Raw genomic sequence first — 12,675 nt, 5'->3', positions numbered from 1 at the left:
TTGCGCTGCTCTCCCTTGCCATTCGACCATCCTCCTCTCGGCGAGATGGCCGGGGAGGTTAGTCGAACGCGGGGGCAACGCGCATGCATGCTCACCGGAAAGACACGACTAAGCGGCGGCGTCAGACGGAGGCGCGAGATCGGCCGGGCCGAACGCCGCCGGCAGCAGCGCGCCGATGGTTGTCACGCCCGCCAACTGCCCGCCTTGGGCGACAGCAATGACCTTAACGTCAACTCCGGCAACGTCGGCCGCCTCGAAGATCAATTGGCGGCAGCGGCCGCAAGGCATCGTCAGTTTGCCCGATTCCAGCCCTTCAGCAGGACGCCGCGGCCCGCCTGCGATCGCGATCGTAGTAACAGAACGACAACCGGCGCTGCTTGCCGCCGCCAACGCCGACACCTCGGCGCACACCGTCACGCCGTAAGACGCGTTCTCGAGGTTCGCACCAGTGAAGATCCGGCCCTCGGCATCACGAACGGCCGCGCCCACCAGGAAATCGGAATAGGGCGCGTAAGCGTTGCCCCGCACCTCCTCGGCGCGCGCAACCAGTTCCCGATCCTGCGGCGAAAGCTGCGTGATAACCAAACGGTCCATACTAGCAACTCCAAATGCGCGTATAGCGGAACAGCATGGCGAAGACGAGCACAAAGACCCCCACAAACGAGAGCCACCAGGCGACCTGGTAACAAACGGTGCGCTGATCAACCTTACGCCCGACGGCCTTGCACTCGACGGCCACCTCATCTCTAAGAAACGCCCAGCTCATCCGGACAACGAACGCGCAGACCACTGTCGCGGCAAGGTTCACAACCATGCCGATGAGGCTCACATAAAGGGCCGGGCCGCCCTCCACGCCCTGCAACGACGTGGAGCCCTGGCTGCCCAGGTCACCCTGAAGCACGATAGCGTATACGGCAAGGATGAGGGCATCGAACGTCATGAGCGACGCGGCCTTCCCGTCGAGAATGTTCAACATCGCATAGAGCTCTTTGAGGACGGCCCAATCTTCCTTCGCCGTGGCGTCGGCGTTGTTCTTCCTCAGTATGTCTCTGACAAGCACGTCCAGTCGTTCACCGCGACAGCACATCGTGCCACTTCCCTCCGGGCGCAAGTACCTGCCTTCCGTGCAGTACGTCTACCTTTGACGTCTGCCTTCTTCTCGCACGTGCCTGAGCCCGCCGTCAAGGCCGACAAATACCCCTTTCTTGCGCGGCTCACCGCCGCAGCACCAGCGCGACGTATCGGCTGTAGCGGTGTACGTGCTGGTGCGCGCGGGCGGAGCGGACGAACTCTTGCCAATCGCCGGCGGTGAGGGTGCGTAGGGGGGGATGGTACCAGCGCAGCAGCGTGCGGCCCGGCTCGGTTCGGCTCAGCCGGGCGACGAGATCGAAGACGCTGCGCAGGGGCGCCGTCACGTGTGGGGACCAGTCGAGACAGGCCGCAACCTCGAAGCCGTTCGCTTCCGCGTTGCGCCGGTACTCGGCAACCGAATCGAAGTCCTCCCACTGCCAGGTACGCTGCACCAAGCGACCATCCTCGTTGTCGCAGAGACGGCGCGCCGCCTCGTCCTTCCACATGAAGTCGACGATCACCGCGCGCGCCCCGGCAGCGCTCACGCGGCCGAGCTGGCGCAGGAAGCCGACGCGGTCACAGAACTCGAACGCGGCTTCGAGACAGAGCACGCGGTCGAACGAGCGCTCGGGGAAGTCGAGACACGTAGCGTCACCTTCACGATAGGTGAGATTCGGCGTGTTGTCATAGAGCGTGCGCGCGGCGGCAATGTTCTCCGCCAAGAGGTCGATGCCGGTGACCTGCGCCTGCGGAAACGCATTCGCCATCAGGTACGAGCTGGTGCCGCGGCCGCAGCCAACGTCCAGCACGCGGCAACCGTCGCGCAGCTCGAGCAGCGCCACCGCTTTCTTCACCAGCTTCAACTGCGCCGCCGGCAAACGGAAGAAGGGCGTGAAGACCAGCGGCGTCACCACGAAGTTCAACAGCGTGAGCGGCGGCCGGAACGGATAGTAACCGAGATTTAGCAGCGGCCCCCAGCCGAAGGCGCGCAACACCCGAAACGTCACGTTCGAGGCGTCGTAGGCACGCGCGACGGCCGGCGCCAGCTGGCCGCGCTGCTGCTCGCGGGGAAGTCCCTCTGCCATCGCGCTTAGCCCGCCGGCGGTCTTCGGCCCCAGTTGGTGTCGCGACAGAACTGCATGACGTTGCGGAAGTAGTGTTTCACGGACGGGGCCTCGGTGCCGGCGCCGTTCAGATCGGCGCGCGCCCCCGAGGTATCGAACGACGCCCGGTACGCGAAGTAGGGGAAATACAGCTCGCCGGTGCGCAGCAGCGCGCGCCGCTTGCCCCAGAACACGCTGTAGAGCAACGGCCGCACCAGTCGATAAGAAACCTGCGGCGGAATCATCCACGGGTCGCGCACACCGAAGAACTCGGCGGCCAACTCCAATAGCTCACCGCACGAGCTTTGCCGCTCCGGACCCGCGGCCAAGTGGTAGCACTTGCCGATCGACTGCACGCTCCGGCTCAAGGCCTCGAACGCCTCGACCACATAGTCGATCGGGACCACGTCAACGATGCCCTGCCGATCGGCCGGCACCACGATCACCAGGCCGCTGGCCAAGACTTTCAGCGGCCAATAGAGGACACGGAAGTTCGACGTGTAACCGGTCTTCGAGTCACCGACGATGATGCTCGGCCGGTAGATAGTGATGGGCAGCCGCTGCTGCGCCTCGCGCACCAGCCGCTCCGCTTCCCACTTGGTTTGCTCGTACGTGTTGTTGAACTGAGTCGGGTCCAGGCGATCCTCGTAGACCCGTCCGGCCGCCTTACCGGCGACGAAGGCGGTGCTGAAATAGTCCACCCGTCGCAACCGCCCGCGGGCGTGCAGCTCCTCGGCGAGCTGCAGCAGGTAGCGCGTACCGTCGACGTTGATCCGCCGCGCCTCGGCTAGCGGGGCGTCGAACTTGACGGTGGCGGCGCAGTGGATGATCCGGTCGACTTCTGCCAGCGGCAACTCCGGCGTGCGCTGGTGGAACCAGCCGGCTTCGCTGACGTCTCCGGAGACGGCGTGACAGCGTTCACGCGCGCCGGCAGCGAGCGGTCCCCCAGCCGGCGTCAGCAGTGCGTGCAGCCGTTGGCTGATGTCAACGCCGGCCTCCGGTCGCAGCAGGCAGTATACTCTCGTCCCACTATCGCTGCGGCGCAGCAGGTGCCACAACACGTGGCGGCCGAGAAAGCCGCTGGCACCCGTCAGCAAGATGGTTTGCGAGGGCGGAAATGACATGCACAATCTTCCGGCCGCTCGAGTGTAACCCGGAATAACGACAAACTGAACCGCCGAGCTAGAAATCGTATGCCAGCCGCGTCCCCAACCGATCCTCGTGCCGGATGCTGTCGAAATACGACAGCTTGTTATGTCCGTAAGCCGAGCGGTTCGCATGAATCACCTCGGCGGCCAGTGCCAGCCGCAGCGTCCGCCACAGCCGGTAAGAGATTTCCGGTTGCAGCAGCACGAACTCGCCGTCGACGTCGTAGCCGCCGCGCAGTTGCCCGCGCAGCCGCCCGCCGGCATCGTAGCGGCCCTCGCCGAAGATGAAGCTCTGGAAGAAGCGGCGCTCGCCCTTGCTGGTGACTTGCTCGGGCGCGGCTATGGTCTGATCATCGCGCAGATAGCTGAGCACGAAGCGCCAGTCGTCGAGGGCATATTCGAGACCGGCAACGCTGTGCAGGAAATCGTCGCGGCCGCGATCGGGGCTGTTGTAGTACACCGATTCAACGCGCAGCAACAGCCGATCGCCGAGCGGATACGACGCCGTCACTCCGCCGGCACGCAGCCGCGGGTAATGGCTGATGATCTGCGCCTTGTACACGCGCCGGCCATCGACAATGACGGAGATGATCGGGCCGGGAACGAGGGTGGCAGCGTTGTCGCGGCCGGCGTAGCCGATCACGGTGGCCTCGAGCTGACCGAAGCGCGCCCCTACCCGCGCGCCCGCCTGAGTTTCGTCGAACTGCACCGGCGGCAGGTCTTGCCGCTCGATGTAATTGCCGCCGAAGCTGCCGGCAACCGTGCTCGCGATATTCCAGCGCCCCTGCGGCAGGCGCGACGGTGTGAACGCCAACGGCACCACCATCAGCTCGGCGAAGATGCCGCCGCTGCCGTAGTGCACCGATACGCCCGGGACGCCGACTTCAACACGGCGGAAGACGTCGGACTCGTCACGCGGATTGATCAGGTTCGCCGGCTGCAACTCGTCGAAGATGCTCCAGTTCGCGATCTGCTTGCCGGCGCTGAGGCGCAACTCGGGTGTCGGGCGATAATCGAGCGCCGCGGTAACCAGCGACAGGTAGGGGCGGCGGCGACTGGCGTTGCGCAGCGAATAAGCGCCGGCCGTCCACTCGAGGTCGTCCGCCACCGCACGCCCTTCGCACTGCCAGGTGAGCGTGGAACTGAGTTCACCGCGGCCACGCAAGGTGGCGGAGAAGAAGTTCTCCCAACTCGGCGCAGCCGCGTCCGCATCGGGATAGCCGAAGGTCTCGTACTGCAGGCGCCCATTGACGGCCGCCGGCGCCGCCAGCGCGACCCGGCAAGCGATTACGGTCAGGGCAAGAGCGGCAACCGCAAACCCGGCGCCTCGCCACGCTGAGCCGGCGCTGGCGCCGCGCTCTGCGCGCACCCGCACGATCACCGCTCCACCGGGACACCGCCGATGGTGCCGCTGACCAGCTCCCGCCTGGTGGTATACCCGCCAAACGTCGCCAGCTGCAGAATCGGCCCGACTCCCGGCGCCAGATAGATCTCATCACTTTCGGGCTCGCCGCTTTGATCCGTGCTGCCGTGAATGTGCACGACCCGCTCAAAGGTGCCCGCCAGCACGCTAAAATGGTCGAGGACTTCTATCGGGGTGAACGTGTCGGTGCGGGGGACGAAACCGATATAAGTCCCGGAAGTGATGAAGTAGACATCGCACGTAACGGTTGTGGAAAACTCCTCTCCGGCGATGAGTGGGGTCTTAAGCCGCAACAGCGGTGTACCGCATATGGTCCGGGTGTTGGTGAGCACGTCATCGAAGCCGTGAAAGAGCAACTGACTGCCGGTGTCGGTGTACGACTGCTTTTCGTGCTTGAGAAGCTGTTGCCCGCGGACTTCCTGATCGTCGATGCCGAAGGCCCCGCCTTCATCATCGCTCGTTACCAGCGTGGTCTCGGTGGTCACCTTCCCTTGGGGATCGGTGACGCGGTAGACGAGCTGATCGCCCAACCCATGGGGTAAGATCTCGTCGATGGTACCGGCGAAGAGCAGGCCTATTGGTGTCGGTGTCTGCGTCGCGGTGGGGGTTGCCGTTTCGGTGGGGGTCTCGGTCGCGGTCGGTGTTGCCGTGGGCGTCGGTGTTTCTGATGGCGTTGGCGAAGCCGTGGGCGTGGCGGTAGCGGTGGCCGTAACAGTCGGCGTTCGGGTCGGCACCGGGGTAATATCGTCGCGGCCGAGCAGCAGGATATCGGCAACGCTCAGAAGACCATCGCCGTTCATGTCCAGCCCACCGGGATCGGGGGCGCCGAACAGAACCGGTATCAGCGTTTCGCGACTCGGCCCGGTAGCGAAGGCGGGGCGCGCCGGCGCCCACTGATACACGCACAACAGCAGAACCAGCAGCGAGCACGCCCGCCACCGGGCGGTGTTCGGCAACAACTCGGTCGGTTTATGAGTCCAGCGCATTGAGTCGGCTCGCGGCCTGTACGGCCGCGGGCGCAGTTCTACGGAACCGGTCATGGCCTGTCAATGATACGCCCGCCCGTCTCAGTGCGAGGCGAAGACGAAGATCGTGGCGACATCGCCTACCAAAGACTGATCCAGAGCCGGAGCGCTGAGGACGAGGCGGCCGCGCGTGTTCGACTGCCAATCGGTGCAGGAGAAGTTCTCGCCCTGCGCCTCGAAGTTCAGGGTGCGCCCGAGCTCGTTATTGGCGTTCATCACCCGCGAGACCGACTTGCCGGTGGTCAGCGCGAAGCCGATGCGGTTGCCCCGGCTCTCGTCGCCGCACGGCAGCGCCGACTCAAACCCGAGTTCGATCGGCAATCCGTTGGTTTGCATCGCCGGATCGGGATTGGGAACGATGAAAAGCTCGCCCGGTCCTGTATCTCCGGTGCCAAGGCCGGGCACCAAGGGACCGTTGCAGACGCCGTGGTGAGCCATGCCGCAGTGGCCGATGTCTTCCGCGGTATCGCATTGAGCGTCGGCCTGGCAGACGGCCCCCAAGTCGCCGCCCGTGCACCGAGCCGACACATGGTTGCACACCCCGTCATCGGCGCCGGCGGTGCTGTCGCAATCGGCGTTCGCCTCACACGCAACCCCGAGTTTGCCGGCGCTGCACGCGGCGTACGGGATTTCGATTTGCCCGCGCTGCTCGGCACACTGGGTCGCGGTGAAGCCGTCAACCCCGAGCTCGCCGAGATGATGGTCCTGGTCCAGTGTAATACCGACGTCCATTCCGCCGGCGCAGCCGAGCAGACCCGCGGCCGGTATCGGCACCAGCGGTTTGATGCAGATGACGAAGTTGGCCAAAGCGGTGGCATCGACGAAGATGAAGTCCGAAGCCCCGGTGATGTTGACCTTCACAAAGCCCTCGGCATCGGGCTGGCCGGCTTCGAGGTCGAGGAAAGCCGGCCCGACCTCACCGTTGGTTTGTCCCTGAAAATTGCCCAGGGGAATCGTCAGCCCGCCGGAAATCTTCACCTGGAAGACGCTCTTGGTCGTATTAAGCACAAAGTGGCGGGTACCCAACGGTCCGAGCGTGTTGGTCGCGGTCGGAGTCGGGGTGATCGTCGGTGTCGGCGTCTCCGTTGGCGTCTCGCTCGGCGTGAGCGTGAGCGTGGCGGTGGGCGTATCGCTGGGGGTCGGGGTAATGGTGGGGGTGCCGGTCTCCGTGGGAGTGAGCGTTACGGTGCTCGTGGGGGTTACCGTGGCGGTCTGCGTAGCCGTGGCCGTTTGCGAAGGGGTAGCAGTGTTGGAGGGCGTGAAGGTCACCGTGAGCGAGGGCGTAGCGGTTGCAGTTAGCGTTGGACTCGCCGTCGGCGACGCAGTCGGGGTGAGGGTCGGCGGCGGGGTTGCAGTCGGTATCGCTGTTGCCGTGCTCGTCGGGACGGGCGAAGGAGTGGCGGTGGGTGCCGGCGGACCGCCGTTGTCGCCACTGGTGCACCCGCTGGCGCACAGAGCGGCAACCCAGACGGCAATCAGCATCTTCCCCGAACGAGTCATTCGACCTCCTTTAGCCAGCCACCGCTCGTATGCTGATTACGGCTTCCATGCAAGGATTGGCCTACCGGCAAATCAGGACGGGGTGTGCGATAAATCTGTGGGTAACGTGCAGCCGACTGGGCAAGTCCTCACCAGTCTGACAGTACTGTGTACTGTCAGGCCGAGGCCCAAGGCCGAAAGGGACGCAATTTGTCAGCTGTGAGGTCACCCCAATGTACAGCGTGCCGTTCCGTTTGCTGGCCAGGATGTAAACGCAGAACTGATTGTCCGTAGCGCCAAACGCCAAACTGGATTCCCGCTTTCGCGGGAATGACGGCCTTTCGCGGGAATGACGGCCATAACACCGAACCACGTTACCCACAGATTTGTCGCGCACCCATCAGGACGCAATCAGGACGCGGCCCGCCTTGCGCGGCGAGTGCGTTTTAAGTAACCAAAGGGCCGAAACCCGGACCACGACATCCCTACGCGAGATGAAGAGGATCGTCTGACATGCGTTTCTACGAATTCGAGGCCAAGCGACTGCTCGGCAAACACGGGATACCCGTCCCTAAGAACGCGCTGGCGCAAACCGCCGCGGAGGCGGAACGGCTGGCCGGCGAGCTCGGCTCTCCGGTGGCGTTGAAGGCCCAGGTGCTGTCGCACAAGTCGGCAGCGCTGCGCTCAGCAGACAGCCCCACCCAGGCCAGGCAGGCGGCCGAGCAGCTCCTGCGGCTCGACGACGGCGGGCGCGCTCCTAAGGGGGTGCTGCTCGAGCCGCGGCCGACTGCCGCCCAAGAGTATTCCCTAGCGATCACCTATGACGGCATTGCCAAACTGCCGGTGATGATCGCGAGCACGATGGCCGGCAACCTCGACGAGATTGCGGACCAGCATCCCGAGCGCGTCGTTCGGCGGCACTTCTCCGCCCTCTTCCCGCACTCCGAATACCGCGCCAAGGAGCTGGTCTCGGCCCTCGGCGTCGCCAGCGCCGACTTGCCGCGCTTGACCAGCATCGTCTCACGGCTGGCGGAGCTGTTCCTCAAGTACGACCTCACCCAGGTGGAGATCAGCTCGCTGGCGCGCCTGGCGGATGGGAACTTTGTCGCGCTCGACTGCCACATGGACATGGAAGTAGAAGGGCGCCGGCGGCAGAAGGCGATTCTCGACGAACTCGGCATCCCGCCGGGGGACAGCCGCGCACCGCGCGAGCAGACGGCCTTCGAGATCGAAGCCGCCAAGATCGACGCCGAAGATCCGCGCGGGGTCGCCGGTCCGGTGGTCGAGTTCGACGGTAACATCGGCCTGGTCATCGGCGCCGGCGGCGGCTCGCTGACCACCTTCGACGCGGTCAAGAAGCACGGCGGCAAGCCGGCCAATTACGCCGCGCTCGGCGGCAACCCGAGCGTGAAGAAGGCCCAGCGGCTCACCAAACTGGTGCTCTCCAAGCCCGGCGTCGAGAAGATCGCGGTCATCTCGAATGTCCTCTCCAACACCCGCGCGGACCTGGTCGCGCGCGGGGTGATCAAGGGCGTGCTCGAGCTGGGCTTCAACCCGGCCGAGAAGATCACCATCTTCCGCATCCCCGGAGCGTGGGAAGCCGACGGGGTCAAGATACTTCGAAAGTACGGGGTCGAGTTTTGCGACCGAACGGTCTCGATCAGTGAGGCAGCGCGGCGAGCGGTCGAGAAGATGCGCGCCGCGGGGCGTTGAAGGATCGCGTCATGGGCGTTCTCGTTCACAAAGATTTCGAATTCATCGTCCAAGGCATCACCGGACGTGAGGCGTTGAACTTCACCCGCGAGTGCCTCGAGTACGGCTCCAAGATCGTCGGCGGCGTCACCCCCGGTCGCGGCGGACGCGAGGTCTACGGCGTGCCCGTCTACGACACGGTGCGTGAGATCACCGCCAAGCGGAAGGTGGACGGCACGGTCATCACGGTGCCGCTCGCCTTCGCCCCCGACGCTGCCTTCGAGGCCATCGACGCCGGCATCAAGCTGCTGGTCATCATCACTGAAGGCATTCCGCGCCGGGACGCCTCGGCGATCATCGAGTACGCCAATCTCCACGGCGCGCGGGTGATCGGGCCGAACTGTCTGGGAATCATCGTGCCGGACGTCTGCCGTTTTGGCAGCCTGGGCGGGCCGGCGGTGGATTGCCGCAAGGCATTCAAACCCGGCATCGTCGGCGTCATGTCGCGCTCGGGCGGGATGACGACCGAGATTTGCAACGCGCTGTCGCAGGCGGGTCTGGGCGAGAGCACTGCAATCTCGATCGGTGGTGATCCGATCATCGGCTCGACCTATGCAGAGCTGATGCCGTTGTTCGAGAAGGACCCCGAGACCAAGGCGATCGTGATCTATTCCGAGCCGGGCGGCACGGCGGAAGCCGAGTTGGCGCGTTGGGCGCAGGAGCACAAGAGCCGGCTGCCGATCGTCGCCTTCGTGGCCGGCCGCTTCATGGACGAGATGCCGGGGATGAGTTTCGGACACGCCGGCACGGTGGTCGAGAAGAAGGTGGACTCGCCGGCGGACAAGATTCGCCGCATGCGCGTGGCCGGGATCTCGGTGGCGGAAGAGATCGGCGACATCCCGGGGCTGGTGAAAGAGCGTTTGCGGGCGGCGGGAGCGTAATCATGGCCATGTTCATCCGCGTTGATGTAGACCAGAGCATCGTCGGCAAGAGCGCCGGCCTGGCGAAGAAACTCGTCGAGATCTGCCCGGTGAAGATTTTCAAGCCCGGGGCTGGGGCGGAGACGGTGGCGATCGTCGACGACAACGTCGACGAATGCACCCTCTGCGACCTGTGCACCCAAGCCTCGCCCGAGGGCGTGCGGGTCACAAAGCTCTACGAAGCCTAACCATGCTGCTCCGCCATCACAGTGAAGTGGCACCGGTGACCTATGGCGATGAGGCCAAAGGGGTCGAGATGCGCCCGCTCATCACCGAGCAGGAGGGGGCACCGACGTTTGCCCTGCGGCTGTTCACGCTCGCGCCCGGCGGCCATACGCCGCTGCACCAACACCCCTGGGAGCACGAGGTCTACGTGCTTGCCGGCAGCGGCAGCGTGCACGGCGCCGAGGGTGAGCGGCCGTTGCGAGTCGGCGACGCCGTGTTCATCGGCCCGGGCGAACTACACCAGTTTCGCAGCCAGGCCGGCATGCAGTTCATCTGCTGCATTCCGCACCCGCCGCGCTGAGGCCGCTCACTGCCGCGCCACCGCCGGCAGGTTGGCCGCCACCTGGCGGGCGAAGACAGCCTCGCGGCTGTGGGGTGCGAGTTGAATGGTCATTTCGAGGTGATCGCGCGCCAAGCCGACGTCTCCCATCATCACCGCAAGTGAACCAAGGGCATAATGGGCCGCGGTCAGGTGCGGGCTCAAGCGCAGCGCGGCTTCGAGCTGCTGGCGTGCGGCGGCGAACGCGGCCTGTCCGGCGGCGCTGTCGCCGCGCTCAAGTGCCGCCTTACCTCGGTTCCAGTACAACACGCCGAGATTGTAGAGCGGATCGGGATAGTCGGCACGCGCCGCCGCTGCTTGGCGCAAGTAGCCCTCGGCTTCGCTTTCGTGCCCAGCTTGGCGCGCAAGCGCGCCGAGATTGTTCAGGATCAGCGGCAGGCCGACGGCATCGGCCTGCACCAGCGCGGCCCGGTAGGTAGCTTCGGCGGCCGTCGGTTGCCTCGCCGCGGCGTAGGCCTTGGCCAGCTCGAAGCGCGGCAGCCAGCGGCTGGGGTTGCGGATTGCAGCGGCCTTCCAGAACGACAGGTCATCGCGCCAGACTGCGTTACGGCTGACGGTCGCCACCGCCCCCAGGGTGAGGAGCACAAGCGCCACCACGCCACCGACTCGCAGACGACGGGGATTGGCCGCAGCCCAACCCGCACCGACATGGATTGCCAAGAGGCAGAATCCCACCGACGGCAAGTAAGCGTAGCGCTCGGCGAAAGGCGCCGCGGCCACCGGCCAGAGCAGCGGCAGCGCTGCCGGCACCAGCGTGATCCCACACCAAGCCAGGAGGAAACGCCCGGCCGGATCGCCCCGCGCTCGGCGCCAGTAGCGCACGCCGGCGCCGAGCAGTGCCGCCGACAACCCCAGGTAGAGAGCCAGCGGATGGACCTCCATCACCAGCACATTGAGATCGAACGGGGCGATCAGCTTACCGCCGTAGAACCCGATCAGCGCCAGCAGCGCCGCGGGGTCGACCGGCTGACCCGGCTGGCGCGGCGCGGTGGCGCCGGCCGCTATGCGCAAGCAAATATACACCGGCACTGCCAGTGATACCGCGATCCAGCCCCGGCGGCTCGCACCCTTGGCCTTGGTGCTCAAGGCCGCGGCGACAGGTAGCACCAGTGCCCCGAACGCCGCCGTCTCCTTGCACAACATGGCCAGCAACACCGCGCCGGCAGCCAGCGCCACCCCACCTGCCCGGCCACCGCGCCACAGCACCAGCACCGCCAGCAGCAAGAACAGAGCCGCCAGCACATCTGACCGGCCGGCCATCCACGCCACCGATTCGGTATGAATCGGATGCACCGCGAAGAGGGCGGCAGCCAGCCCGGCCGGCAGCGCCGCCATCCGCAGCCCGATCCCCAACAGGAACACCAGCAAGGTGACGAGCACGTGGGCGGCCACCGGCGTCAAGTGAAACGCCCAGGGGGCGCCCTGCCCTAGCCAGTTATCGAACCAATAGGTCGCAAAGATGAGCGGGCGATAATACGTGCCGGCGAATTCGAGCTCGGCCGGCGGCAGGAAGAGCGAGCGCCAGTCGTGAAACGCCGGCAATTGGCGCTCGACGATCATCGGATCGTCCCAGATGAAGCCATTGCGCAGGGTGGAGCTATAGACCGCGACACTGAGCAGCATCGGCAGCACGCCACCGGCGAGAAGACGCAGTCGCAGTGAGCTCAGCATTGCCACACCACGCCGGGTACCTACCCGTAAACCGAACGGCCACGACCCGTGCACATCGGACACCTCTCCTCTCCCGCTTCCCTCCCGAAGCGGACCTTACTGAGGGTCTAACGAGCGCGAACAACCCCGTATTTCAGCCTCTCCCGCACTCGGGAGAAGATCGAGCCGTAAGTACAGACTGCGCCACCGGCCGAATCAGTCCGGCCGTTCCGAACCTCGCACTGGCACCCACCTCAGCCATACTTGGCCGGGCGTACCTGCATCCAATGGTGCCGACATTTGGCAAGATTCTTTGCCGAGTGCAAACGAAAAACGCAGCCCGGAGGCCCCGGGGGGGTGCGACAAATCTGTGGGTAACGTGCAGCCGACCGGGCAAATCCTCACCAGTCTGACAGTACCGTGTACTATCAGGCCGAGGCCCATGGCCGAAAGGGACGCAATTTGTCAGTCCCGCGAAAGCGGGAATCCACGGCACCGGCTCGCTACCACCCGCCAGCGCTACACGATCTCGTCATCGA

At 65.4% G+C, this 12,675-nt stretch carries 12 protein-coding genes; 4 read left to right on the top strand and 8 right to left on the bottom strand.

The window, feature by feature from the left end; genetic code table 11:
• Positions 1–108: 108 nt before the first annotated feature.
• The 7 genes from HY699_06140 to HY699_06110 all read right to left on the bottom strand — a co-directional run bounded on the left by HY699_06140 (position 109) and on the right by HY699_06110 (position 7,270).
• Entirely contained in the window at positions 109–594 is a 486-nt protein-coding gene (locus HY699_06140) for a cytidine deaminase (GenBank protein MBI4515380.1), read from the bottom strand.
• A 1-nt stretch (position 595) separates the two neighbouring features.
• The gene (locus HY699_06135; GenBank protein ID MBI4515379.1) at positions 596–1,060 is read right to left on the bottom strand and encodes a hypothetical protein; all 465 of its coding nucleotides are present in this window, start codon (positions 1,058–1,060) and stop codon (positions 596–598) included.
• A 154-nt stretch (positions 1,061–1,214) separates the two neighbouring features.
• Complete coding sequence (locus HY699_06130) at positions 1,215–2,156, bottom strand: methyltransferase domain-containing protein (GenBank protein MBI4515378.1); 942 nt, start codon at positions 2,154–2,156, stop codon at positions 1,215–1,217.
• Positions 2,157–2,161: 5 nt separating this feature from the next.
• The gene (locus HY699_06125; GenBank protein ID MBI4515377.1) at positions 2,162–3,298 is read right to left on the bottom strand and encodes an SDR family oxidoreductase; all 1,137 of its coding nucleotides are present in this window, start codon (positions 3,296–3,298) and stop codon (positions 2,162–2,164) included.
• Positions 3,299–3,356: 58 nt separating this feature from the next.
• Positions 3,357–4,697, bottom strand: coding sequence for a hypothetical protein (locus HY699_06120; protein MBI4515376.1), 1,341 nt, complete (start codon positions 4,695–4,697; stop codon positions 3,357–3,359).
• Positions 4,698–4,699: 2 nt separating this feature from the next.
• Positions 4,700–5,731: a hypothetical protein gene (locus tag HY699_06115; GenBank protein MBI4515375.1), complete on the bottom strand. Its 1,032-nt coding sequence runs from the start codon at positions 5,729–5,731 to the stop codon at positions 4,700–4,702.
• An 81-nt stretch (positions 5,732–5,812) separates the two neighbouring features.
• Positions 5,813–7,270, bottom strand: a complete 1,458-nt coding sequence (locus HY699_06110) for a hypothetical protein (GenBank protein ID MBI4515374.1) — start codon at positions 7,268–7,270, stop codon at positions 5,813–5,815.
• Between the two features lie 492 nt (positions 7,271–7,762).
• On the opposite strand from HY699_06110, the gene HY699_06105 reads away from it, so the two are divergent.
• From HY699_06105 to HY699_06090, 4 genes are read left to right on the top strand one after another with little or no spacing between them, the layout of a single operon-like run.
• Positions 7,763–8,962, top strand: coding sequence for an acetate--CoA ligase family protein (locus HY699_06105; GenBank protein ID MBI4515373.1), 1,200 nt, complete (start codon positions 7,763–7,765; stop codon positions 8,960–8,962).
• Positions 8,963–8,973: 11 nt separating this feature from the next.
• Complete coding sequence (locus HY699_06100; GenBank protein ID MBI4515372.1) at positions 8,974–9,882, top strand: CoA-binding protein; 909 nt, start codon at positions 8,974–8,976, stop codon at positions 9,880–9,882.
• Between the two features lie 2 nt (positions 9,883–9,884).
• Positions 9,885–10,109, top strand: coding sequence for a hypothetical protein (locus HY699_06095; GenBank protein ID MBI4515371.1), 225 nt, complete (start codon positions 9,885–9,887; stop codon positions 10,107–10,109).
• A gap of 2 nt (positions 10,110–10,111) precedes the next feature.
• Entirely contained in the window at positions 10,112–10,447 is a 336-nt protein-coding gene (locus HY699_06090; GenBank protein ID MBI4515370.1) for a cupin domain-containing protein, read from the top strand.
• Positions 10,448–10,453: 6 nt separating this feature from the next.
• Here HY699_06090 and HY699_06085 read toward each other — a convergent pair whose 3' ends face one another.
• Positions 10,454–12,157 (bottom strand): hypothetical protein, encoded by a 1,704-nt coding sequence (locus HY699_06085; protein MBI4515369.1) that lies wholly within the window; start codon positions 12,155–12,157, stop codon positions 10,454–10,456.
• Positions 12,158–12,675: the final 518 nt, after the last annotated feature.

Source organism: Deltaproteobacteria bacterium (assembly GCA_016210005.1).
Taxonomy (GTDB): Bacteria; Desulfobacterota; Binatia; order HRBIN30; family JACQVA1; genus JACQVA1.
The sequence above is the reverse complement of the archived record's forward strand: the minus strand, read 5'-3'. Positions and strand labels throughout refer to the sequence as shown.